This window comes from Nitrososphaerota archaeon (genome assembly GCA_011605775.1).
GTDB lineage: Archaea > Thermoproteota > Nitrososphaeria > Nitrososphaerales > JAAOZN01 > JAAOZN01.
Genome location: JAAOZN010000035.1, coordinates 1 through 22,884, shown reverse-complemented (window position 1 = coordinate 22,884; position 22,884 = coordinate 1). Strand labels below are relative to the sequence as shown.

The window sequence follows — 22,884 nt, the reverse complement described above, 5'->3', positions numbered from 1 at the left end:
GTCGGGTTGATACTTGGAGTAATAGGGGGCAGCTTCGCTATAGCTTGGAGACCTAAAGGCGCTTAACCCTCTCAGCTATCGCATTACCCACTTCTTCTGTCGTTGAGGAGCCACCTAGATCGTAGGTGCGCACCTTACCCTCCTTCAGCACCTCAGCAACAGCCCTCTCAACCTTAGCCGCAGAGAAATAGAGCCCAAGGTTTTCAAGCATAAGAGCACCAGCAAGAATCGTGGCTATTGGGTTGATCTTATTCTGACCACGGTATTTAGGCGCTGAACCGTGAATCGGCTCGAAGGTCGATGTACCAGAGGGGTTAATGTTAGCACCAGGTGCTACACCCATTCCACCCTGAATCATGGCTCCGAGGTCTGTAAGAATGTCGCCGAAGAGGTTTGGGGTCACAACCACTTGGAACCACTCAGGGTTCTTGACGAACCACATAGCAGCTGCGTCAACAAACATAAACTCTGTTTCGATGTGAGGGTAATTTTCGGCGACGCTCTGAAATGCGTCTCGCCAAAGCCCATAAATGTGGGTCAAAACATTCGCTTTATCGACCGAGGTCACCTTACTCTTCTTCTTCCTCTCGGCCAACTCGAAGGCGTACCTTATGACCCTCTCAGCACCTCTGCGGCTTATAAGCCCGAGCTGGTAGGCAATTTCATCCGCATCACCTTCTACATCCAGATTGAACTTTAGGCTGTAGAGTTCTCTGATGAGCTGGTGTTGCTCTCTATGTGGTGTCTTGAGCGCTCTGCTGCCTATACCTATGTAGAAGTCTTCAGTGTTCTCTCTAACTACATCGAAGCAGATGTCTTTTTCAGTTTTGTTCTTGAGCGGTGTTGGTACGCCTTCAAAGAGCTTCACCGGCCTTAAGTTTACGTATTCATCCATGTAGAAGCGCAGCTTGAGTAGGATCCCTAGCTCCAAAACACCGGGTGGAACTCTGGGGTCGCCTACGGCCCCTAGGTATATTGCTTTATACTGCTTGAGCTCCTTCAGCGAGTCTTCGTCTAGCGTCTTGCCTGTTTTAAGGTAGTAGTCCGCTCCGAATGGATATTCAACCCACTCTAGCTCAAACCCATCTACTTCACTCACAGCGTCCAAAACCTTTCTGCCTTCACGTATAACCTCCGGTCCAACACCATCACCTGGTATAACGGCGACTTTGTAAGTAGGCATCTTGTATCGGTAGGGGGTTGATTGACCCTACTCTAAAAACCTTCTAGAAGCACATCTAGAATATCGAAAGGTTTCTCTTCATCTACTTCTGTGTTGACGCCTAGAAGTGAGGGTAGGTTGGGGGTTACAGGTTCGCCTACCCCTGTTAGAAACCGTTTTATGCTTAACCCGCCGTCGCAGATGAATCGTATATACCCTTTGTTTCCAACCAGACGTATGGTGGGTGAATAGATCTTCTTCACATAGGTTTTACGCTTTCCTAGAGATGCTTGATTAACCTCTATTGGATTCGGAAGATTTTTCAAAACCTTCTTATCTGGCTTACTCTGAAAGAGCACTCTAGCCAGCACCTTGATCTTGAAGCTGGGTACCTTTTCAGGCTTGGCATCTAATAGGGTTAGTTGTGTAAGCTTGATGCCATATCCTAGGTTGGCTGGTAAGGTTAGGGTTGGTAGACGCCGCTTCTTTGGATTATGCACCTCCACGTAAAACGGTCTACCCGCTCCTAGGACCAGGCTTCTTTCATCTTCGCCACCAAACCAGCTGAAGGTCGTCTTAGCGCCTTGCAAGATTTTTAGAAGATATTGGTTGATTAGATGTTCCACGCTAAGACCTTTAGCCCTACCCGTGTATTCGCATTCTGGGCAACCCCTACCTCCACAGACTCTACATCTTGGATGTTTCTGCGGTAAACCCCGTTTAGACTTTGTATACCTGCCAAATAGATAGATTGACCTAGCCTCCACCTTAACAGCCCCGCTTACAACATCCACAACAGCCAAAACATCCGGCTTCAAACGGTTAATAGGCTTCTTTAAGATCTCGGCTATCCTAGATGCGAGCATATGTGAAGCATCTGACTTCACATTACGCTTACCTTGAAGCTTAAATTCCGACCTTATGAGGTCTTCTCGTTCAATCCACTCAGATGGTGTAGATAGGCCTATACTGAAGTTTTCAAATTCATACTCGCTTAAAGCTGCTACAACGCTCTTTGCCACATCGTCTATGCGTTCAAAGAAGCCTCCGCAGATGAAGCATTCTCCTCGCTGTGGAAGGGGTTTAATCTTTGTGCCTAACTGCCTCTTTAAGCAGCTTGGGCATAGGGGGTACTTCTTTAGAATCGCTTTGGCTTTGCTGCTCAAGTTTGTTGTAACCTTCTTAGGAGCTGTCTGAATGCTCTACCTTTTGTGGCTTTCATAAGGTCCTTGGTCTGCCTATATCTGGTTAAGAGCTCTTTGACATCCTTCTCTGATGTGCCTGAGCCTCTCGCGACCCTTCTTATTCTGGAAGCGTTCATGATCTCAGGGTTAGCGCGTTCCTCTTTGGTCATCGAGAGTATGATGCTTCGCCACTTCTCTAACTTCGCATCTAAGCCCTCTAGCTCCTCTTCAGATATCTTGACTTGGGAAAAGCCTGGGATGAGTTCAAGTATGCGGCGTATCGAACCCATTTTCTTCATCTGCTCCATCTGGTAGTAGAGGTCATCTATCGTCATCTTACCAGACATGATCCTCTGCATCTTCTTTTCATCGGCTTCGAGCTCCAGCTCTCTAGCCCGCTCCAGTAGGGTCTTTATGTCACCGAGCCCAAGCAGCCTACCTACGAATCTGGTTGGGGAGAAGGGCTCTAGATCATCAACTCGCTCACCCGTACCAATGAAGAAGATCTTGGCCCCTGTAGCGGCAGCGGCTGCGAGCGCACCCCCGCCTTTAGCAGCACCATCTAGCTTTGTTATAACTATACCGCCTACCGGCACAGCTTTGTGGAAAGCTTCAGACTGCGCGTAGCAAGCTTGCCCTATTGTACCATCTATAACCAAAAGTGTTAGGTCTGGTGTTATTTTAGAAGAGATCTCTTTCATCTCCTCCAATAGACCCTTTTCTTCCTTGTGTCTGCCTGCAGTATCTATTATTACGACGTGCTTGTCTTTAAAGAATTTGAGACCTCTCTCCGCTATACCAGCTGGATCCGAAGCGTTTTCCTCTCCATAGACTTCAACACCTATCTGCTTGCAAAGCATAGTTAGCTGCGTCAGCGCTCCTGGTCTGTAGGTGTCTGCGCAGACTACGCCGACTTTATACCCCTTTTTCTGAAGATACCTTGCCAACTTGGCGGCTACGGTCGTCTTACCTGAACCTTGTATGCCTAGTAGGAGAATCGTGTAGGTCTTGTTCATAGGTATATCGAGCTTGGCTTCGCTTCCGAGCACACAAGATAGTTCCTCGTAGAGTATCTTCACGATGTGGTCTTTACGTGGTAGGCCTGGTGGTGGGGTTTCTTGTAGAGCCCTCTTCTCTATCTTCGATGTGATCTCTAGAACCATCTTCACATTAACATCAGCCTGCAGCAAGGTTCGCTGGAGGTCTCTGACGAATTCTTTAACCGCAGCCTCGTCTACGGTTGCCGCACCTATCAGCTTTTTGATTGCTGCTTGTAGACCTTCTTTTAGCTTCTCCAGCATCCTATGTTACCTCTCCTATTCTACTTCTTTAACGCTTCCCTTATCCACCAGCCTAGCCTCCTTTATTATGAGGAAGCCTACGTAGCCGTCCCAATACACCTCTGATGAAGTTATTTCTATGCTTTTGCTGAATATTGGTGCATCTAATACGAAAGTCTCAGCCTCCCCGCCTTCAAAAGAAAGGTTTACACCATATCTTCTGTTCACCTTCTTAAGATCATCTATGGCTGCGTCATCAATAACTCTACCCAACCACTTTGGACCAAGACCGGCTGCAGAAACACTTACTATAACGGTCTTGAAACCCAGCTTGAGTAGATCTCTTAAGATCTGCTCACCGCTCATCCCCCATAGTGGGTTAATGCACTTTAAGCCCACTCTAGATGCGGCTTCCTCGAATCTCCGCCTCTGATATTGGCTGGCAACAGCACCGGTGTATAAGCAATTGACTGAATATCTTGCAGCCGCCTCGGCTAGAAGATCTGTGAAAGCGTTTAGCTCCTCAGCCTCGTTAGCGCCCCTCACTTCTTTGCTCAGAAGTGGAAGGTTTAGGGCTTCGGCTTGCAGCTTTGTCCAACGTGTGTTGGGGTAGTGGAAGAGGTAGCTTTCTGGGGTGTCTGTTATTATGTTAAGTAGACAGCGTACTTCGTCACCAGCCTTTATGCATTCATAAACGGCTCTTGTGCTGTCTTTGCCTCCTGAGTATGCGACTGCTGCTTTCATCTTTATGTGCTCAACCTGTGGGCCCATCTCCACTCTGATTCGTCATCACAGGTCAGACGGCTCTTCCACGGATCATCTAGGCCCGCCTTCTGTTACTTCAAATTAACCTATAGAGTTTACTGATCTAGTGTAAACTAACCCTTGACCCTCATGATCTTATTTCTACCCAAGGTCCGCCAATACTCAACTTCAACACCCGGCTGAAGCTTTGAAGCGATCTCTTGCTCAGCCGGCATAGGGAGGTCGAAGTATTCGAAGGTTTCGAGGTCCATGAGTTGAACATTCGAGCCTGTGATAGAGATTACTTGAGCCGACCTCTTCTCGATAATAGGAACTTCTACGTTAGCCGAGGCGGGTGAGACGAGGGTCCTCTTAACACCATCAAACAACCCTATGGCGACGACACGGACTTTAGCTGAGCCGTGCTTCCCCGGTTTAGACTTATCATACTCCACGATCTTCGATGGCTCACCATCAATTATTATGTAGGAACCCTCTTTAACGCTCCCCAAGTCTACTGGTTTACTCATAGCAGCACCCCACCAAGACTGGTTAATGAAGGTAATAGGTGGTGGTATAATTATCTTTCTAAAAGAGTAAAGGGATATAAGCAGATTTTGTTGCTGCTGAGGTGTAATCACATTGGCGCAACAGAAACCGGTTCATAGCATAGGTGTAGTCCTAAAAGACGGTTTAGATAAAGTGACCGCGTCAAATATAGTTAGGAGAATCGTTGACGCAGGCTTACAAGTCTATACCTTATTAGATGATCTTAGCTCTGAAGGCGCCATTAAAGTGAGTGATGTAAATGATCTGAAGAGCAGAGTTGATGTTGTAGTTAGTGTAGGTGGGGATGGAACCCTTCTGCGCACACTAAGATTGCTTAGAGATGAGACACCAGTCTTAGCGGTAAATGTTGGGCACCGAGGGATACTTTCAGAGATCAAGCCTAAGGAGTTAGATGAAGCCCTCCTTAAGCTGAAGAAAGGGGAGTACTTACTGGATAGAAGAATGAGGCTTGTAGCGAGAACCAGTGTGGAACTGCCGCCTGCCACAAACGAGGTCTATGTGGTAAGGAAGAGGCACATAGGTACACCTCTATTCACAATAAGACTTGGTGAGACACAGATAAGCGTCAGAATGGATGGTGTGGTTGTTTCAACACCAACAGGTTCGACTGGGCACGCTTATTCGCTTAAAGGACCGGTTTTACAGGAGGACCTTGACGGTGTGTTAATAGTTCCAGCTTCGCCGCTTCAGCATATGCCGCCTATAGTGGTAAAGCCTCAGCCGATCACGATCAAGGTTGATCAGCCAGCAGATGTGGTGGTTGATGGGCAAGAGGTCTTCGGATTAGAAAGTGGTGAGGGGGTGGAGATTAGTAGATACAAGTATGATGCAAACTTGGTGAGGCTAGGGGGCTTTGCATTCAAGCAGTTACTCAAGATGATCTCTTAATGCAGCGCTATCTTTATCAGTAGATTATTGCCTTTTTATAGTGAGCGCCGATGCAAGAAGGTAAAAAAGACGATGAATATGTATATGTGAAGGTTACGAAGGTAGGTTTCGCAGACCCAGAGGGTGCCCAAGGCGTTCTCGTTTTAACGGCTGAGGATGGTAGAAGCTTTCCGATGAGCGCTTTTTCGGGCGAAGTTGCGGATTATATAGCGAGGTTTCAGCGGGGTGATCGGGTATCAGTGCCATCGGTCTACAAGATGATAGCTGAGTTGGCTGATAGCCAGTCGCTCTTCCTAACAGAGGTGGAGGTTTATGAGAGAGGAAATGTGTTAAGGGCTGACCTTTATTTTAGCTGCAGGGGCAGCAGCTTTGTCCTTAGAAACTATAGAGCCTCTGATTCCATAGCGCTCGCTACATACTATGATGTGCCTATAAAGATGAAGAAGAAGCTCTTCGATAAACTGGCGTCTCAGGTCTGAAAATGGCAGCAAAAGAGTCTGAGACTAAATCTCGGAAGCTGATACTTGACGCAACAGCATTCTATGCAGGCGTACCCTACACTAGTTTAGAATGCTACCTAACGACCGCGGAGGTGTTAAAAGAGGTTACGCACAGTAGCAAATACATTGCGATAATAGATACTCTTCTCGATTCCAAGCGGCTGGTGGTTGAGAAGCCGCCTTCTGAGGCTTATCAGCGTGTGAAGGCTGCTGCTATGGAAACAAGAGACATCTCTACTCTCTCTGAGGCGGACATCTCTATTTTAGCTTTGGCTCTACATTATTCGGAGAAGGGTGATGCGGTTATAGTTACTGACGACTACGCTGTGCAGAATGTGGCTCAGATTCTTAATATACGGTTTGCACCGGCTATGAGTAGAGGTATAAGGAGGATGGTGAGATGGGTACACTACTGCCCAGCTTGTAGCCAAGTATTTGGTGGTAACATGCGTTATTGCCCGATCTGTGGTACAGCGTTAAAGAGGAGGGTTGGCAGAAGCAGAGAGGTAAGGTATTAAAACCCTCCAACGCCCTATATTTAATATGCTCGAGCCTGGTGTGTACCCTAAGCGTGAGTTCAATCTGCCTGATGTTATAAGCGGGTTTTTGAGAGAAGTAAGCCCTAACGATGGGGCTGTCGCTTCATTCATAGGTTTGGTGAAGGGCGTTAGCGATTTAGGTAGAGATGTTTCCGAGATTGAAGTTGAATCCTACGTTGAACACGCTACACCCACTATTAGGAGGATATGTGAAGAGGTTAGGGCTAAGTATGGTGTGAGCCGCGTTCTGATCTACCACCTTATGGGTAGGTTTGAGGTTGGGGAGCCGCTTGTGCTGGTGCTTGTGTCTGGTAGGAGCCGCAGCGGTGTCTTCCCAGCCTTGCAAGAGGCTGTTGAAAGGTATAAGCGTGAACCAGCGCTGTTCAAAAAAGAAGTGTTTGTTGATGGGGAGTCAAGGTGGGTCTCCCACGCCTAGGAGGCTAATTTGCTGTGTGGGTAGATCTTTGCAGCCTTCAGCTTGATACCTTCTTCTATGATGGTGTCGTCGCCTATTACGCATAAGTCCTCTATTGACGTCGGTTTTGTGGGCGAGGAGTTGACTATTACGTGCCTACCTATTATGCTCTTGCTTATCGTTGCGTTGTCGTGAACTATGGATCGATCTAATATGGCTGAGCCCTCAATAGATACGTTTTTGCCTATTATGGTGAAGTTGTCTATCACCGAGTCTCTGATTACTGAGCCTTCGCCTATCTGGCAGTGTCTGCCTATAAGCACGGCACCTTCTAACCTAATCTTCCCTTCGTGCATCTTCTTTACTATCTCGCTTCTTCTACGCATCGACTCGGCGCTTCGGCTCTGCACCCAAACATCGTGCCCCTCTACTCTCCAGCTTCGATCCAGCCCGTAGCCAGCCTTGAGCAGTTCGATTAGGCTGCGGAGGTAGTTGGCTGGTGTACCTAAGTCGTACCATCGTCCTTTGAGTTGGTAGCCGTAGATCGGGTAGCCGCGCTCTATGAGGTAGGGTATGAAGTCTTTGCCGAAGTCGAGCCTCTCTCTGCGTTTAATCTCATCTTGGATAAGTGGCTCGTTATAGACTGATCTGACTTCTGGGTTCAGTATGTAGATTCCTGTGTTGGCTAGGTTTGAAGGGGCTTCTTTTGGATCGGGTTTCTCTACGAATCGGATGATCCTTTCGCCCTCAACTTCAGCTACACCATATCCGGTCACATCATCGACTCTTGTTAGGCAGATGGTCATGAAGGCTTCTCTGGAGAGGTGGAAATCTATTAGATCTGCAAGGTTCAGGTCGAAGATGTTGTCGCCTTGCACAACTGCTATAAGTGAGGGGATTTCGTAGTAATCGAGGATTATTCTGAGCGAGTCGGCGCTGCCTAAGTCGTCGAAGTGTGGCTGATACTTTATGTGTATGCGTGGCTCTATGCCATATTTGGCTGATAGGGGTGTGCCGTCATCAAAATAGTCGTGTAGGCTTCGATAGTTTATGTAACCTTTAACGCCGAAGATAAAGTGTTTTACACCTTGTTTAGCGAGCTCAGCAATGGCTATTTCGATCAGCGGCTTATTCATAAAACGTAGGCAAGCCTTTGAAACCTCAGCGGTAAGAGGCTGAAGTCTGGTTGCTTGTCCACCTACTGGTATGACGACTCTAACTTCGCTTAGGTTCATCGTCAACATCTTGATTTTGGAGAATCTTTAGGTTTTCTATTATTTTAGTTACGATAAGGTGCCTTCTTATCCTCTAGGTTAGAAAGCACGTTTTTCCATTTCTTTTATTATGAAGTCAAGCAGAACTTCGCCTCCATATCCGAGTAGGCTAATTACTCTTTCAGCAAATATCTTGGGTTAGCCTGAGACCTCTTCTCCGCCTAAGAGAGTATCTATCCAAACCAGTCGAAGCACGCTCGACAGAATCATCTCGAGCCTTCAAGCAGCTTCACCTTCAACAAAAAAGCCAAACAAACAATCTAGTATCTCGATAGAGGAGGCGCACACTAATAAACCTTTTGAAAACTAAAATGGGTTACACTCCTTAACTTTTAGCTCGAAGAAGATTGGGCTTCCCCTAATCATAATGAGGTTTGATAATGCATCGGCTAACCGATACTTCCTTCTATACGCTTCTTGAAGCCGTTTGGTGAGCGCTTGGTCGAAAATCTGCTCAGCTTCAGCCCTAAACTTCAACCCACCAACCTCAGCCTCCACAGTTGGATTCGCCTTCAGATTCTTATACCAATTCGTCTTCTTCGAGGTGCGCACAAAGAGCCTACCATCAAGGTAAACGAACCAAACCGTGACAGGTCTAGGCAGCCCACTCCTCCTACCGATAGTCACCAGCCGAATAGTCCACCTATCTTTAACACCCTCAAGCCGACTTCTGAAATCTGAAGCCAACCACTACAGAGTTTGAACACGCAGATATTTAAGATTGTAAAACTAGAGAGCAACTAAAGTAATCTTCACACTCACACCAACAGCAAAAACAAAGGTCATAATCAATCAAGTTTACTCAAAACGCCTTCCCCAATCTCTTCCTCCCCTATCTTGAACGTCTCAGGCTCTTCACGCCTCAATATAACCTTAAGATGATGCGGCGGAAGATCTTCAACGAGCCTAAGAATCTCCCTTCTAGCCACTTCAAAGTGCCGCTGAAGCAGGCTTCTGTCCCTAAAGATTACACCCGCTAAAGGGCAGATACTCTCCATCTTCAGGTACCAAACTATCCTCCCCCTTCCCTTATCTATGTCGAACGTTATCGGCCCTGCGACACACGTCTCAGGCTTCACCTCATGAACCAAGCACTTCTTAGTCTCCCTATTGTAGAAGATGCAGTACCCCTCTCTATCCTCCCTTGGATGCATATAATCTACACACACGAAGGGGTCCTCTATACGCAATTTACGCTCCCTAAGATACCCTTCTATAATCTCCCTACGCTTCAAAGTTATAGGGGGTCGGGCATCTCTGCAGCACTCAATCTTACACGCTTCACACACCTCAAAGTAATTCTCCTGCCTCGCCAACGCACAAACCCTCTAGAAGAAGGGCTCATTACGTATCAAACAGTTCGAAAGAGAGGAGTAAACATCGATTATCGCTTCTTTAAGAGAGGTCTTCTGAGCCCTCACCCTAACCCTCCTCCTAATGCTCTCAGATAGGCTTCCGCACTCTACTCTCTTCTGCACCAAAAGCAGATACTCTTTCTCCTCGTCAGTAGCATGGCTTAAAGCGGTTCGCAGGAGATGTTGACAAACATTTCTTGCAAACGAGCCTAGTGGATGATGAACCTCAGCGCTTAAACCGAATTTGATCACCGAGTTAAAATCGTGCACTAAGATTCTCCTAGGCAAAAGTTGTGCACCCTCATTCATCAACCCTCTAAGAAGCGCCCTTATAAAAGCGCTCAACGCCACATCTGATCTCACACACTCCTGCTCATCCATCACCCTAATCTCCAAAGCCCTCCTGTCAGACCTTAATATCACGCCTCTTGAGTTAACCCACTCTTTATAAAGAATGCAGGAATCAGCACCAGCTTTAGCCAGTTCGATAGAATATCTTTCGATAACCTTCCTTCGGTAATCTTCTAAAGATGATATGTATTCAGGAACCACGTCGCCAGCAACTGAAGGCACCTCCTTCTGCGCCTCCTTATAAAAATATAGTCGGTTATCCAAATACTCACCAACCACCTCTTCATAAATAGGAGAAGAAGCAGTAATAGCTGGGAGGTATGCGCAGACATACGCCAGAAGATTATGCATTAAAACAGCATCAGAGGCATCAGAGTACGACAAGTTGAGTTGGAAACTTTGTATATTCAACCAGCCGTGCTGCATAAGGTCGAAGATTTTGCCAAACGCCTCATAGATCTGCCTATGGCGATGGGACCAAACAGACGTCTCAGAAAGCCTTAATGTCGGATGCATACCAGTCCCCAAAAGCCTACAACCATACCTCCGCCCAAGAAGATCAGCAACCTCAAGCACAGCACTATACATCCTTTCCTCAAAAACCGTAGGGGAAGTAAAGGGACTGTTCGGCTTGACTTCTAAAACGTGCATCTGCAACTCTTTACTTACCGTGAAGTCCCGAAACTCTACAGAGTTAGCAACCCTACCCCGCACATCTTTAATAACACGGTCCGCTATCGGCATACATTTCAAATTTTCATCAACCAGCGCGAACTCGTGTTCAGGACCGAGCGCCTCTAACGTCCTATAGGAAGAGCTAACCACAGACACGAACCTCAAAATAAATTCCTATTTAAGGTTTACAAGCAAAGATAGGTATTCCTCTACAAGAATGACCAGAGCCGCGTTAGGTAGCGGCTAGCATTAGATTTAAATAGAAGCATAACGGAGCACAACTCAATAGCCTGGTGTTCTGTGTGCTGGTCGTCTCAAGCATCGACCTAGAAACAGACACACCAACAGTAAAACCTTCGACATTTCTTAACTCGTCTATTAAAGACGATGTAATTAACGTTAACAACGATTATAGGTATATGAAGACCGGCTACTACGTTTCGCTTCACGCAGAGATACTTGGAGATAGGGTTATACCTTCGACAAAGGATTGCGTCGATGCTTACAGAGTTCCTATCTTACTTCTTAGAGCGGCAAAAAGAGGGGTCCCCACTATACCTTTTCTTATTACCGACTCCCCTAAGCGAATTATACAAGAGTTCGGGTTACCTGTTATAGTGTTCCCACTAAGCCCCTTCACATTCAACAGATTAACGGTAATAAAGAGCAGAAGCACACTCTATAAATCTATTAAAAAACTGAGCTTCAACCACAGATACACCGTATGCGCACAACCTCTCTACGGCGAACTAATATCGTGCAAATCTTTCTTTGGGTACTGCCATCGTAAGGATCTCGATGTTAAAGATACCGCACGCAAAGTTTATCAGATATTCAGGATACCGCTATGCAAACTTCTTATCCAAAAATCTAGGGACAGTATCTACTTATGTGGATTACATCCACTCAACATGGATGAAATCACGGTAAGCGACTTTGTGAAGATTTCGAGAATACTCTCTCGCGGAGAAGGGTTATTCGATTGACGCGTATAGCGTGCTTTGTCGAAAAATACAACTTTCAACACGCAAGAGAAGCTGAAGCTCTGCATCTCTTCAAGCTCACAGCAGAGCAGATGGGGCACAAATTCGACTTCATCTTTAAGAGCGATCTCTCAGAGATCCCCAACTATGATGCTGTCTTCATAAGGGCTACAACAGACCCACTCTACACCTCATATCTAGTCTCAAAGACAGCTTGGGAACTCGGCTTAAGAGTCATAGATGACCCCAACTCCATAAGGATCTGCGCAAACAAGATACATCAGTACGAATTGTTCGAAAAGCACAATATACCACATATACCCACACTAATCATCAGTAGAGACGAGATACACCACAAGCAGATACAGGAACTATTCGACTTATTCGGAAGACCTATCGTATTGAAAGCACCTTACACAAGCTTCTCAAAGTATGTGGAGAAGGTCTCTTGTGAAACCAGCTTCCGCCACTTCGCCAGAAGGTTTTTCAGGAGATCAGATATGCTGGTAGTGCAGAAGTTTATGCCCACACGCTTCGACTGGAGAGTAGGGGTCTTGAACGACGAAATCCTCTATGTTTGCAAGTATATGATGCCTAATGGTGGATGGAAGCACGGTGTGAAGCGAAAAGGCAAGAACAGTTTCCGATGGGGCAGAACAGTTACACTAAAAAAGATCAACGCACCCTCGAAGCTAAAAGAAACTGCTCTCAAAGCGTGTAGGATAGTCGGCCGCGGGCTCTACGGTGTTGACATCAAAGAGGTCAATGGTGAATATGTTGTGGTTGAGGTTAACGATAACCCGAGCATCTATAGGGGCTACGAGGATCGCTGGGATAGAGACATCTACGTGAAGATAATAAAGTATCTAGCAACCTAACCGCTCAAGCAAGAAAGATTACGGGTTTATGCTTGTTTGCCTTAAATAGGTGCATAGAATAGATTATATCACCGATATAACAGAGGGGGGTACTCAGAATGATATACAACAACATACTCGAACTAATCGGCAACACACCAGTCGTGAAGATCAACAGCCTAAGCCCAAAGAAGAGCGTGGAGATGTATGTGAAGCTCGAAAAGTTTAACCCAGCAGGCTCTGTGAAGGACAGAATTGCGCTTTATATGATAGAAGCTGCTGAGAGAGAAGGTTTGCTTACCAAAGACAAGATCGTGATAGAGCCCACAAGCGGAAATACAGGCATAGGATTGGCATTAGTCTGTGCGGTCAAGGGGTATAAGCTCGCCCTAGTTATGCCTGAAACCATGAGTATGGAGAGGCGGAAGATCCTACTGGCTTATGGCGCAAAGATCATCCTCTCACCAGGTGCAAGGGGGATGGATGGGGCTGAGGATCTGGCTAGGCAGATAGTCTCAAAGAACCCAGAGAAGTATTTTATGCCGAACCAGTTTGCAAACCCGAATAACGTTAAGGCGCATTATGAAACAACGGCTGAAGAGATCTGGAGGGACTTCGGGGATAGACTCACACACCTAGTCGCAGGGCTGGGCACAACAGGCACAATAGTTGGCGTTTCAAAGAAGCTAAAAGCAAAGAATCCTAAGCTGAAGGTTATAGGCGTAGAGCCGCATAGAAACACCCCGATCCAAGGCTTAAAGAATCTCGAGATCCAGTATGTGCCGAAGATCTGGGATCCCTCAGCAATAGACGAAAAGGTAGTTGTAACTTTACCTGAAGCAGAAGACACAGCCAGGCTGCTCACACTCAAAGAAGGGATATTCTGCGGACCTAGCTCAGGAGCCATATTCTACGCTGCGCTAAAGAAGGCGCAGGAGCTGGACTCTGGTGTAATTTTAGCGATCCTACCAGACGGAGGGGAGAAGTATCTGAGCACTACACTATGCGACCCTGAACGATGCCTAGAATGCATAAGAAAATTTGGTGTACAGAGCGCCTGTGTAGACCAAGAACTCGAATTGCTAACGAAGACCCAAAGCCTAGGGTTATAGAAGATTCAGAAGGTGAAAGGTGTAGGAGCATAGGAAGAGCTTAATTAACAGCGTCAAAAGAGGGTAGATTGTTGACACCCCTAAAAGAAACCAGAAGCATATGTCCAATCTGCTTCAAAGTTGTAAAAGCATCGATCTACCAGTCTGATGGTAAAGTGTTCATAGAGAAAAGGTGCCCTGAACACGGCAGCTACGAAGACCTCTACTGGAGCGACTACGAACAGTATCTAAGGGTTCAGAAGTTTAGAAGAGATGGTGCTGGTGTTGAAAACCCAAGAACTAAAGTCAACAAAGGATGCCCCTATGACTGCGGCTTATGCCCAAACCACAAATCCTACACCATCCTAGGCATAATAGATGTAACAAACCGATGTAATTTAAGATGCCCTATCTGTTTCGCTAACGCAGCCGCAGCAGGCTACCTCTACGAGCCAACCAAAGAAGAAATCTTTGCAATGATAGACAATCTAGTAGCAAATAAGCCTGTCAGCACAAAGGCTCTGCAGTTTTCAGGCGGCGAACCGACGCTCCGCGAAGACCTACCTGAGCTAGTTAAAAGAGCGCATGAAGCAGGCATACCCCACGTTGAAGTAAACACCAACGGGGTAAGAATCGCTAATAGTCTGGAGTATGCTCAGAGGTTGGCTGACGCTGGTGTGAGCACATTTTACCTTCAGTTCGATGGTGTTAGAAGCGAGCCCTACCTTATCACTAGGGGGGTTGATCTTTTGCAGACCAAGATGAAGGCTTTAGAGAATCTTCGTAAGATTGGGCACGAGAGCACAGTATTGGTTGTTACCTTGGTTAGAGGGGTAAACGACGATCAACTAGGTGATATAATCCGGTTTGCTGCTAGCAACTTTGATATCATACGCTGCGTAAATGTTCAACCAGTCTCCGTAACAGGCAGGATAGATAGGCAGAAGCTCAGAGAATATAGGATTACAATCCCAGACTTCATGAGGTTGGTGGAGGAGCAGACAGATGGGCAGATAACTAGAGACGACTTCTACCCTGTGCCCTCCGTAGTGCCTTTTGCAAGAGCGATGGCTGCGCTGAAGGGGAAACCGTATCCTGAGTTTACGATGCACGAGCACTGTGGTATGGCTACATTCGTCTTTGTCGAGGATGGTAAGCTCATCCCAATAACTCGATACGCTGATGTCGACGCTTTTATGGCTGCGATGGATGAAGTCACTCGACTCGCCTTGGCTGGTAAAAAGACTAGGGCCAAGATGAAGATGATAACCTCCTTAAAGCATCTTAAGATAAAGGTTCTAGGCTCCCTGCTCTCTGGTATCATAAAGGAGGGCAGCTACAGCGCACTCGGTCAGCTTATGCGCAGAGTAATAATGGTCAGCTCCATGCACTTTATGGATGGATACAACTTCGATCTGGAGAGGGTTCAGAGGTGCGGCATACACTATGCTGTACCAGACGGCAGAATCATACCGTTCTGCACCATGAATACCATACACAGGCAAGAAGTTGAAAGAAAGTTCGCCAAAGAGATTACCAAAGAAGAGGAAAAGCCACTCACACCGCACACCACCTAACACTTCAGTTAACCTTTATCCGCAGTCCTACATACACCAGACTACCATCAAGGTGAGAGCCTGTGGGTGGCAGATGGGTTTGGAGGGCTACACTGCGGCGTAAGACGCTAGCTATACTGTTACACAGCCTAGAGATACCGCTCGCTATGGTGGGGGCTTACATGCTCGGCAAAGGAGAACTACTACTATCTCTAGTATTGGTCTGCGCAGCGGTATTGGCTGAAGCGGCTTACAACTGGCTAAAGCCTTACTGGGAGCAACCCTAGGGGATGATGATCTTACCTCTATCCGCATCCACTATAATGTGCAAGCCGCTTTTGAAGTCAAAGGACTCAGGCCTATCAACGAGTGGGATATCAGACATAATTGCGCCTACCGCTACGATCGGCTCGGCTTCCTTCATGATGATCGCCCTAGGTGCCAGCCCTCTTTTGCTGAGCCCGTAGAGTATGTAGGAGCCGACCGTAGATCCTCTTCCAGCTGGGTAGATGAGTATCTTATCTGCTATCCTCTGCCCATAGAGGGGGTGGCTCTTTTCGATGACTTCGCTTGTCGTAGGATCTATTGTGCCGAAGAAGCTAATTGGTGCTGGTGAAAAGAGTGCTAATCCTTCTGCTCTACCAGGCGATATCTTTCTACAACTAATAACCCTCAAACCAACCTACCCTCAAGCGCTATATCAACACACTTCTCAAAAGTGGTAAAGACCACGTCAATCTTCGAGGCTGTTGGCGCATAGACTGCTGCCTTCGCCGAATTTACGGCCATTGCAGTGAAACCCATCTGCTCAAGTGGTGCTACGATCATGCAGCAGTCTGTGAACACCTTACCGCCAGCCCTCTCTATCACATCCACGAAACCTAACCTCTCAGCGAGCACCTTAACTGGTAGAGAAGCGAAGAACCAGAGTTTGGTGGTAGGTGAGATCTTCTTACCTTTTAACAAAGCGGCAGCAGCCTCCAACTCGACAAGAGACGCGTGAGGGCAGCCTATTGCAACAAGATCGATCTTACCAGAACGTATAGTTGATAACTCCTCATAGACCCTCTTAAGATCTCTATCATCTACATGGAAACGCTCACCAACCTCTCCAACATATGCTCTAGACTCTGGTGTGAAGCCTTCCGCGTGGAAAAGCGCCAGATTACCTGACGCGGCGGCTGCTGCTGAAAGAGCCTTAGCTTCGTCCACACTAAGGGAAGGTAGGCCTCTCAAGTAGGGGATAGTTTGCTGCATCATCTTACCCAACAAGTAACCTAAAGCGCTGTAGTCACTTAACCCCCCTAGCTTAGCGGAGAGCTTGACGACAGCGGTGGGCTTACGGTTCTCATCGAGGTGGAGACCGTAATTCGCTGTCAGACCCGTTATCGCCGAGGCTAAAGCAGAAGGACCTCCTTCTCTGTTGGTGCGAGCGCCTAAAAAGGAGTTTACAAAGCAGACAGCCGAAGACTCTGACCAAGCCACGTGCTCCCCGAACCTTGGAGCAAAACCAGCTAAGTAGGGCGTGCAGCTACATAGAGTGATGACACCCAACCGCTCATACGCTCTTATCACCCTCATCTGCTTCTCGGCAAAGTCTTCAGGCACACCCATCTCCAACCAGCAGCAAAGGTCCATGCCAGCTGGATTTAACGTGCTTGGCACAACCGCTTTAGCTGGCGCCAGTGACTCAACCCATTGTAGCCCGTACTCGCCTAGCGTCTTATAACTGACACCCGATATCTGGGTCGAGGCTACTGGTATGAGGCGGTCTGCGCCGTACATTTCACCTAACCCGACTATGATCTCTAAGCACTTCTTCTTAGCCCAACCTTCTTCGCCTTTAAGGATGGCTTCTTGCTCACTCGTAAGATACAAGCCTTACCTACTCCCGAACCTTACGGAAGCGTTCTCTATCAGCATCCAAAGGTAGTGTAGCATCGATCAACCACTTTGATGTTACGCCCGACTTATTACTTGAAGGATCAAGAGAAGAACCTCTAACCCCACTTAATACCACAAGACCTCTATCAGGCTGAAACCTCGTAGCTAGAGCCCACTCAACATCCAAAGGATCGTATATGTCGATGTCATCATCCACCACAATGACCATCTTAAGGCTAGGATGCGCGGCGAGAGCAGCTAACCCAGCGTTCTTACCATCCCCTTCAACCATCTTCTTAATAGAAACAACGGCATGTAGCCAACCACACCCGCCTTCGGAAAGCACAACATTCTGCACTGAGGGGACGGCATTCTCCACAAACGCAAGTATGCGTGGCTCTTGGGGCACACCCATAAGTAGGCGATGCTCTACACCACCTGGTAAAATGACTTGCCATATAGGTTCACTTCGATGGTATAGCTCATCAACTTCAAGTATTGGCTGCTTCCTCACAGCATCCCAAGTCCCGGTCAAGTCTACAAACGGTCCCTCATCAGCTTCTTCCAAGTGAAGAAGTCTACCCTTCATGACAACCTCGGCTTCTTTAGGCACGTTAAACCCGTCTAGCGTGAAGCATTCTAGTTCACCGTTAAGCAAGGTGTTGGCGAACTCTAATTCATCTAAGCTCGGGTGCGAGGTTGCTGCAGCTAGGCAGATGAGGGGGTGAAGACCACAGATTACAACAACTACCGTATCTAGACCACGCTCCTTATTCTTTTGATAGAAGGTGTAAAGATCTCTTGGCACAATTCTGATCGCGAACCTATTACCCTGCAAATGCATCAAGCGATGTATTGAAGCGTTCTGCCGCCCTGATTCAGGGTCCTTAGCTAAAACTATGGTCGCTGAGGCATATCTCTTTGGGTGCTGCTTATAGAAGGTAGTTAAAGGAAGCTCGGAAGCCAAATCCGGTTTACTGTGATGCGCTTCGAGCCAAGGCGCATTCCCAACCAATCTATACTTAGTAGGGTTAGATAGGGCAGACGCTAAACGTTTTGCCAAGCCGTTAACATCTACTCGCAGGAGGGATGCTAGCTCGCTTCTTGAAAACACCAGGTTACCAGCTATGCTGAAGCCGCTATACCCTCTTATCTTCCTAAATAAGACCGCTTTCCTTGCCTTCCTTAGGCGGTCTGCTACTTCTAGATCTGGAGACACTTCTTCATCCACAACTTCTACATCGGCTTTTTCTAGGTAGCTTCTTAGACTCAAGGTTTACCACTCGCTGGGGCGAACTCAGCACTCAAGCTGAGGGGCATCTTATATAGCCTATCCTCTTCACCTCTCAGCAGGGCTAGAGTCTTCACAGTCCGCCCGATTAATATTAGGAGCACACCTATATATTACCGCTCACCCAGCTTTAAGAAACGGGGTAAAACTAGCATCTAGTAAGGGTGGAGGGGATGGTGTATATAGAGACCACAGCAACACTGGAGAGCTTCAGACGATTCCTAATCAACAATACTTGCCGCTCCTTCATACCCGAGAGCTACCTAAGGGACAAGGAAGTCTTCCCAGAGAAGGAGGGTGAGCGGGGAGCTATATATGTGGAAGCGGCGGACAAGGTTACGTTAAAGAAGATTCGGGATATAACATTCGTTAACGCGAGAGATGTGCTGGGCATCATCTACGTCTCTAACAGCGGTAATTCGAGGTTGAAGTGGAGACAGATCAGAGGCAACATAGGTAAGGTTACTGGCGAAGCCTCAGCCAACTCTATCGCGAGCCTAATAGCGAGCGGAGCCCTATCAAAAGAATACGCCGCGAAGCTTGCAGGCTTAACCAAAGATATACCGGAAACCTCCAAAGAAGAGATCCAACAAGAAGAGTTTGATCGAGAAGATTCAGGAGATATCTAAAGATAACAATCGGAAGGTGACCTAATAGTTAAGCCTGAACTGGCTAAGAGCTTAACACGGCATACGTAGCGCCTGAACTGCTAAAATTGGAAAAAAGAATGGTGAAGACTTTTTAGTAAAAGAAGATTAGAATTGAAGGGGCGATAAGATTAAGAACCACGCACCAATCCACCCTAGTACAGAGGGCCGGTAGTTTAGTCTGGTAGAATATCCGACTTGCAAGCACCTTTAGCCAAGAGCTCGGAAGGTCGGGGGTTCAAATCCCCCCCGGTCCACATCCCCGTTTCAAACTATGCTTAAATATTAAGTTCACCAATTATTTTTTGTTGGTGTGAAGGCGATCCATCAGAGGATGTTGAGGTTGGTTGTGCTTCCAACTTTAGTAAGAGTTAGCTGTTATATGCGGGTTATGTTGACTTGAAGGAAGCAGAACAGAAGATTCAAATTGAATTCTTCCACGACGTTTTATGCGCTTGGTGTTATGCGGTTTCCCCAAGGGTGAGAAGACTCGCAAAAGAGTATCCGGTAGAAGTAGTGCATAGGTGTTTTGCTCTTGCCCCAACCCCGGAGGCAATAGTTGAAATCTTTGGGTCAAAAGAAGAAGGAAAAAGGGAGATTCTAGACCATTGGCGAATGGCAAATCTTAACGACGATGAGCACAGGATAAATGCAGATCTTATGGAAAAAAGAGATTTTGATTACCCCCATTCAATTCCTGGGCTATTAGCGTGCAAGGCAGCAGAAATAGTTGGAGGTCAGAATGTCCACTGGGATGTCTTTGATAGGATACAGAAAGCTCACCTTACAGAGTGTCGAAACATCGCGGACTTTGAGGTACTTATCAGCTGTGTGAAAGATGTGGGGTTGGATGTGGAAGCGTGGCATAAAGCATACATCGATAGAAAAACGTTTGATATGATGCTTTCCGACTTTGAGAGAGCTTATGGATATGGGGTAACGGGTGTTCCAACACTTGTTGCGAACTCTAGATATGGACTGGTTGGTGCTCAGAAATACGAAACAATAAAGAAGTGGTTAGAGAAGATAATTCAAAGAGAACTCCCAAGTCGATAGAAATAAATGTCTCCTATGTTTGGCTCATTCTAATCCATAATGATGCTAGCCCAACGGTTTGATTTCTCCGTACGATCTAATGGGGCTTAGATATTGAACCTATTGAGGCGGCTCAGTGTAACGTTTTTGTTGAGGTTTAGGGGGTGTAGTTGGTGGGTATGATGTCTTCTTTGAAGAGTGTTGTTGACGGCTATATGCAGAGGGTTGCGGGGTTGAAAGAGCACTGTGAAAGGTGTCTGAGAACCGAGCGGTGGGGTGGGAGTGTTGTGCTGATGGTTGTTGATGCCGCCTTCACATCCATAGGTTTGAATTATTTTACGGCGGTCGTGCCGAAGGTTGAGGAGTTCAATAGGAGGTTTGTGGAGAGCGGAAGGATAAAGAATCTTCGAGATCTAGCGGGAGCAGATGTTGAGAAGCTAAGGGTGGTTTGGCGGAATCTACGCTCTTGGTTAGCAGCAAAGGGGGTTGCAGCCTATCTTTCAACACAAAGTAGCGATGATAGAGCCGCATTAAGGGGTTGGGCTCAGAAGGCGAAGGTCGATGAATGGCGGGCTGATCCAATCGGCAGGGTGAAGGGGGTTGGCTTAGTCACCTTTCAGTATCTGAGGATGATGGGTGGTGTAGACACAGTGATGCCAGACAAGATCGTCAAGCGGGTGATAAACGAGATCTTAGTTAAAGCTGGGCTTCAACCTGTGTATGATGATTTGGAGTTCATAAAGAGGGCTGAAGAGGTAGCTTTAGCTTGCGGATATAGACCTATTGAATTGTGCTGGATGACTTGGCTCATTCAACCAGAGGGGCAGAGGATGAGGATGGAGAAGTATTCACATATGCTCTCAAAGATCTAACCGAACTACAGCAGCTCCTCTAAAGATTGGAGGAAGCGCTGTAGGGACTCTTTGGGTATGCGAGCTCCGCTAGCCTTTGGATGACCTCCTCCAAAGCCGCCGACTTCAGACGCTATGCGCTGAGTTATCAAGCCGAGGTTTCCGGGGTAGGCTGAGGAGGCTCTCAAGGAGACTTCCAAAAAAGGTGAGTCATTTTCGAGCTTATAAGCTACACCTACAGGTGTTCCAAAGAAGCATCTTACGAGATTGGCTGCAATACCCTTCGGGAAAGAAGCCGCATTTACATAGGCGTAGCCTCTCTTGACCACACCCTCTTTCTCCAACCTCTTTAAGAAAGCTGTAACATTTTGGGCTTGTTGTGATGACGCCTCAACTACACCCTTAATCTCGTGCGGATACTTTAATCTACTCAAACCATCTACTATGAGGTTGAGTTCCTTCGGCGCATCTCCTAGCCGCTCTATCGCATACGCTAGCATCGATGCCTCATAATAAAGGTGGATTCGGTCGTGCATATCCAATATCTTAGACGCTATGGGTCCATTCTCCAAATAGTCTGTCAGAGCAGCATAAGCTGCAATAGCGGAGGAGCTCTTCGGCAGAATGCTTCTGAATTTATCGTATGCCAAGGCTGCTGAGCAGTCCTTTAGGCTGTGAATAACCCTGAAATTCGTTTTTGGGGCATATCTGTAGCCCCTAACTTTTGGGTGATGATCTATGTATGTTACCCTAGCGAAACTTCTTATTCTCTCCACTTCGTTGAAGAAAAGTTGTGCCGTTTCTGGTGATAGTCCGAGGTCGCATATGTAAAGCTCGGAGGTGTTCGAGACATCCTTTAGAGCATCGATGAAGTCGCCGTAGTCCACAAGCTTCACATCCGCATTCTTTGCGAGTTTAAGAAGTGCTGCTGAGGCTATACCATCGACATCGGTTGAATGTGATATGCAGAGTACTCTACGCACCCCAAGCACCTTATTCTCTCCGCGCTTTGATCGCTTGCTCAATTCGGTGCAGGTACCAGAGTGTGTACGCTGAGATCGCAGCTAGAGCTGTGAAGAGCTTCGTAGCGAAGACGAGGTTCCAGGGTGTTTCAGGGTTAGGACTTTTGTTTACAAGTATGTCTGGGATTATGTTGCCTGTAGTGGCTTGGTAAGCCATTAGGGCGCTCCATATGCTGAAGTTGTAAAATACTTCGTATGCTGATATACAGAGGACCAGGAAGGCGATCAGCCTAAAGATGGATAATCGAAACATCGAATACCTCAGCAGCCTTGACCTGTTCAATTCGAGGACAGAGAACCAACAGAGCACCATTCCCACATACAGCCAAGTGACAGGCTTCGCATAAATCGGGAAATACTCTGGCTCAGGGAACTCAAAAGGCTTATTTTGAATGTGAACCAAGCTGTCTCCTACACCCTCGCTTCGATGTAAGAAGAACTCCAAACCAGCATATGCAAGTAACGCTACAACCAGCGCGAGCGAAAGGAGACCTAGGGTTAAATACAGAACCCTAAATCTTGCCTCCTCTTCCGCAGAGGTCATAATATTGAAAGATTTCTTGAACCGCTTATAAGCATATCGGAGAAGCGCTTGAGCCTAAGTGAGCGTCCACTCTATGAGTTGAAGAATCTTCGGAGAGGCTAGTTTATAAATGATCCACTTACCCTCACGCCTCTTCTTAGCTATGCCCTCTCGTTCAAGTAGGTTAAGGTGATGCGAGGCATTCGG

The 22,884-nt window shown here is 47.0% G+C and carries 25 protein-coding genes, 1 tRNA gene and 1 pseudogene; 13 read left to right on the top strand and 14 right to left on the bottom strand.

All coding sequences use genetic code 11. From position 1 onward, the window contains the following. Positions 1–52 precede the first annotated feature (52 nt). From HA494_03255 to HA494_03235, 5 genes are all read right to left on the bottom strand, one after another. Positions 53–1,183 carry a 3-isopropylmalate dehydrogenase gene (locus HA494_03255; GenBank protein ID NHV96790.1) on the bottom strand — a complete coding sequence of 377 codons (1,131 nt, stop codon included), beginning with the start codon at positions 1,181–1,183 and terminating at the stop codon, positions 53–55. Between the two features lie 32 nt (positions 1,184–1,215). Further along, positions 1,216–2,328 (bottom strand): hypothetical protein, encoded by a 1,113-nt coding sequence (locus HA494_03250; protein ID NHV96789.1) that lies wholly within the window; start codon positions 2,326–2,328, stop codon positions 1,216–1,218. Next, positions 2,325–3,647, bottom strand: a complete 1,323-nt coding sequence (ffh, locus tag HA494_03245; GenBank protein ID NHV96788.1) for a signal recognition particle protein — start codon at positions 3,645–3,647, stop codon at positions 2,325–2,327. The genes HA494_03250 and ffh overlap by 4 nt, the downstream gene beginning before the upstream one ends. A 15-nt stretch (positions 3,648–3,662) precedes the next feature. Next, positions 3,663–4,397 (bottom strand): diphthine--ammonia ligase, encoded by a 735-nt coding sequence (locus HA494_03240; GenBank protein ID NHV96787.1) that lies wholly within the window; start codon positions 4,395–4,397, stop codon positions 3,663–3,665. A gap of 107 nt (positions 4,398–4,504) precedes the next feature. Beyond that, a complete protein-coding gene (locus HA494_03235) occupies positions 4,505–4,900 on the bottom strand; it encodes a translation initiation factor IF-5A (GenBank protein ID NHV96786.1) in 396 nt (131 codons plus the stop codon). 112 nt (positions 4,901–5,012) lie between these two features. Between HA494_03235 and HA494_03230 the strand changes: the two genes are divergently transcribed. Genes HA494_03230 through HA494_03215 form a run of 4 tightly spaced genes read left to right on the top strand, consistent with a single transcriptional unit; the run spans position 5,013 to position 7,303 of the window. Then, a complete protein-coding gene (locus HA494_03230) occupies positions 5,013–5,828 on the top strand; it encodes an NAD(+)/NADH kinase (protein NHV96785.1) in 816 nt (271 codons plus the stop codon). A gap of 50 nt (positions 5,829–5,878) precedes the next feature. Next, positions 5,879–6,307: a bifunctional nuclease family protein gene (locus HA494_03225; protein NHV96784.1), complete on the top strand. Its 429-nt coding sequence runs from the start codon at positions 5,879–5,881 to the stop codon at positions 6,305–6,307. 2 nt (positions 6,308–6,309) lie between these two features. Further along, positions 6,310–6,846, top strand: coding sequence for an NOB1 family endonuclease (locus HA494_03220; protein ID NHV96783.1), 537 nt, complete (start codon positions 6,310–6,312; stop codon positions 6,844–6,846). Positions 6,847–6,871: 25 nt separating this feature from the next. After that, entirely contained in the window at positions 6,872–7,303 is a 432-nt protein-coding gene (locus HA494_03215; GenBank protein ID NHV96782.1) for a molybdenum cofactor biosynthesis protein MoaE, read from the top strand. Here the strand turns inward: HA494_03215 and HA494_03210 are convergent. The 4 genes from HA494_03210 to HA494_03195 form a co-directional block, all read right to left on the bottom strand. Then, entirely contained in the window at positions 7,300–8,526 is a 1,227-nt protein-coding gene (locus HA494_03210) for an NDP-sugar synthase (protein NHV96781.1), read from the bottom strand. The genes HA494_03215 and HA494_03210 overlap by 4 nt on opposite strands. 336 nt (positions 8,527–8,862) lie before the next feature. Next, positions 8,863–9,243 (bottom strand): nitroreductase family deazaflavin-dependent oxidoreductase, encoded by a 381-nt coding sequence (locus HA494_03205; GenBank protein ID NHV96780.1) that lies wholly within the window; start codon positions 9,241–9,243, stop codon positions 8,863–8,865. A 101-nt stretch (positions 9,244–9,344) separates the two neighbouring features. After that, entirely contained in the window at positions 9,345–9,872 is a 528-nt protein-coding gene (locus HA494_03200) for a YkgJ family cysteine cluster protein (GenBank protein NHV96779.1), read from the bottom strand. Between the two features lie 12 nt (positions 9,873–9,884). Then, positions 9,885–11,087 (bottom strand): hypothetical protein, encoded by a 1,203-nt coding sequence (locus HA494_03195; GenBank protein ID NHV96778.1) that lies wholly within the window; start codon positions 11,085–11,087, stop codon positions 9,885–9,887. A gap of 143 nt (positions 11,088–11,230) precedes the next feature. Here HA494_03195 and HA494_03190 point away from each other — a divergent pair, with 143 nt between their 5' ends. The 5 genes from HA494_03190 to HA494_03170 all read left to right on the top strand — a co-directional run bounded on the left by HA494_03190 (position 11,231) and on the right by HA494_03170 (position 15,711). Then, positions 11,231–11,923, top strand: a complete 693-nt coding sequence (locus HA494_03190; GenBank protein ID NHV96777.1) for a hypothetical protein — start codon at positions 11,231–11,233, stop codon at positions 11,921–11,923. 89 nt (positions 11,924–12,012) lie between these two features. Beyond that, entirely contained in the window at positions 12,013–12,798 is a 786-nt protein-coding gene (locus HA494_03185) for a RimK family alpha-L-glutamate ligase (GenBank protein ID NHV96776.1), read from the top strand. A 98-nt stretch (positions 12,799–12,896) separates the two neighbouring features. Continuing rightward, positions 12,897–13,889, top strand: coding sequence for a PLP-dependent cysteine synthase family protein (locus tag HA494_03180; GenBank protein NHV96775.1), 993 nt, complete (start codon positions 12,897–12,899; stop codon positions 13,887–13,889). 71 nt (positions 13,890–13,960) lie between these two features. Continuing rightward, positions 13,961–15,445, top strand: a complete 1,485-nt coding sequence (locus tag HA494_03175; GenBank protein ID NHV96774.1) for a radical SAM protein — start codon at positions 13,961–13,963, stop codon at positions 15,443–15,445. 62 nt (positions 15,446–15,507) lie between these two features. Further along, the gene (locus tag HA494_03170) at positions 15,508–15,711 is read left to right on the top strand and encodes a hypothetical protein (GenBank protein NHV96773.1); all 204 of its coding nucleotides are present in this window, start codon (positions 15,508–15,510) and stop codon (positions 15,709–15,711) included. On the opposite strand, the gene HA494_03165 is transcribed toward HA494_03170, so the two are convergent. From HA494_03165 to HA494_03155, 3 genes are read right to left on the bottom strand one after another with little or no spacing between them, the layout of a single operon-like run. Then, the gene (locus HA494_03165) at positions 15,708–16,100 is read right to left on the bottom strand and encodes a DUF126 domain-containing protein (protein ID NHV96772.1); all 393 of its coding nucleotides are present in this window, start codon (positions 16,098–16,100) and stop codon (positions 15,708–15,710) included. The two genes, HA494_03170 and HA494_03165, sit on opposite strands and share 4 nt — an antisense overlap. Further along, the gene (locus HA494_03160; GenBank protein NHV96771.1) at positions 16,097–17,302 is read right to left on the bottom strand and encodes a DUF521 domain-containing protein; all 1,206 of its coding nucleotides are present in this window, start codon (positions 17,300–17,302) and stop codon (positions 16,097–16,099) included. The genes HA494_03165 and HA494_03160 overlap by 4 nt, the downstream gene beginning before the upstream one ends. 7 nt (positions 17,303–17,309) lie before the next feature. Further along, positions 17,310–18,581: a UbiD family decarboxylase gene (locus HA494_03155; GenBank protein ID NHV96770.1), complete on the bottom strand. Its 1,272-nt coding sequence runs from the start codon at positions 18,579–18,581 to the stop codon at positions 17,310–17,312. Positions 18,582–18,772: 191 nt separating this feature from the next. Between HA494_03155 and HA494_03150 the strand changes: the two are divergent. The 4 genes and pseudogenes from HA494_03150 (at position 18,773) to HA494_03135 (ending at position 21,153) form a co-directional block, all read left to right on the top strand. Beyond that, positions 18,773–19,129 (top strand): annotated as a pseudogene (locus HA494_03150) (hypothetical protein). A 282-nt stretch (positions 19,130–19,411) separates the two neighbouring features. Beyond that, positions 19,412–19,503, top strand: a tRNA-Ala gene (locus HA494_03145). A gap of 163 nt (positions 19,504–19,666) precedes the next feature. Next, positions 19,667–20,302 carry a DsbA family protein gene (locus tag HA494_03140; GenBank protein NHV96769.1) on the top strand — a complete coding sequence of 212 codons (636 nt, stop codon included), beginning with the start codon at positions 19,667–19,669 and terminating at the stop codon, positions 20,300–20,302. A gap of 158 nt (positions 20,303–20,460) precedes the next feature. Beyond that, the gene (locus tag HA494_03135; protein ID NHV96768.1) at positions 20,461–21,153 is read left to right on the top strand and encodes a hypothetical protein; all 693 of its coding nucleotides are present in this window, start codon (positions 20,461–20,463) and stop codon (positions 21,151–21,153) included. 5 nt (positions 21,154–21,158) lie between these two features. On the opposite strand, the gene HA494_03130 is transcribed toward HA494_03135, so the two are convergent. Beyond that, positions 21,159–22,115 carry a hypothetical protein gene (locus tag HA494_03130; GenBank protein NHV96767.1) on the bottom strand — a complete coding sequence of 319 codons (957 nt, stop codon included), beginning with the start codon at positions 22,113–22,115 and terminating at the stop codon, positions 21,159–21,161. Between the two features lie 10 nt (positions 22,116–22,125). Then, the gene (locus HA494_03125; GenBank protein NHV96766.1) at positions 22,126–22,698 is read right to left on the bottom strand and encodes a hypothetical protein; all 573 of its coding nucleotides are present in this window, start codon (positions 22,696–22,698) and stop codon (positions 22,126–22,128) included. Positions 22,699–22,884 lie beyond the last annotated feature (186 nt).

Bases quoted from the DNA above. Each gene is read 5' to 3' on its own strand.
- HA494_03215 (NHV96782.1), top strand. From the start codon at position 6,872: ATGCTCGAGCCTGGTGTGTACCCTAAGCGTGAGTTCAATCTGCCTGAT.
- HA494_03220 (NHV96783.1), top strand. From the start codon at position 6,310: ATGGCAGCAAAAGAGTCTGAGACTAAATCTCGGAAGCTGATACTTGAC.
- ffh (NHV96788.1), bottom strand. From the start codon at position 3,647: ATGCTGGAGAAGCTAAAAGAAGGTCTACAAGCAGCAATCAAAAAGCTG.
- HA494_03185 (NHV96776.1), top strand. From the start codon at position 12,013: ATGGGGCACAAATTCGACTTCATCTTTAAGAGCGATCTCTCAGAGATC.
- HA494_03125 (NHV96766.1), bottom strand. From the start codon at position 22,698: ATGACCTCTGCGGAAGAGGAGGCAAGATTTAGGGTTCTGTATTTAACC.
- HA494_03210 (NHV96781.1), bottom strand. From the start codon at position 8,526: ATGTTGACGATGAACCTAAGCGAAGTTAGAGTCGTCATACCAGTAGGT.
- HA494_03180 (NHV96775.1), top strand. From the start codon at position 12,897: ATGATATACAACAACATACTCGAACTAATCGGCAACACACCAGTCGTG.
- HA494_03255 (NHV96790.1), bottom strand. From the start codon at position 1,183: ATGCCTACTTACAAAGTCGCCGTTATACCAGGTGATGGTGTTGGACCG.
- HA494_03240 (NHV96787.1), bottom strand. From the start codon at position 4,397: ATGGGCCCACAGGTTGAGCACATAAAGATGAAAGCAGCAGTCGCATAC.
- HA494_03235 (NHV96786.1), bottom strand. From the start codon at position 4,900: ATGAGTAAACCAGTAGACTTGGGGAGCGTTAAAGAGGGTTCCTACATA.
- HA494_03225 (NHV96784.1), top strand. From the start codon at position 5,879: ATGCAAGAAGGTAAAAAAGACGATGAATATGTATATGTGAAGGTTACG.
- HA494_03135 (NHV96768.1), top strand. From the start codon at position 20,461: ATGATGTCTTCTTTGAAGAGTGTTGTTGACGGCTATATGCAGAGGGTT.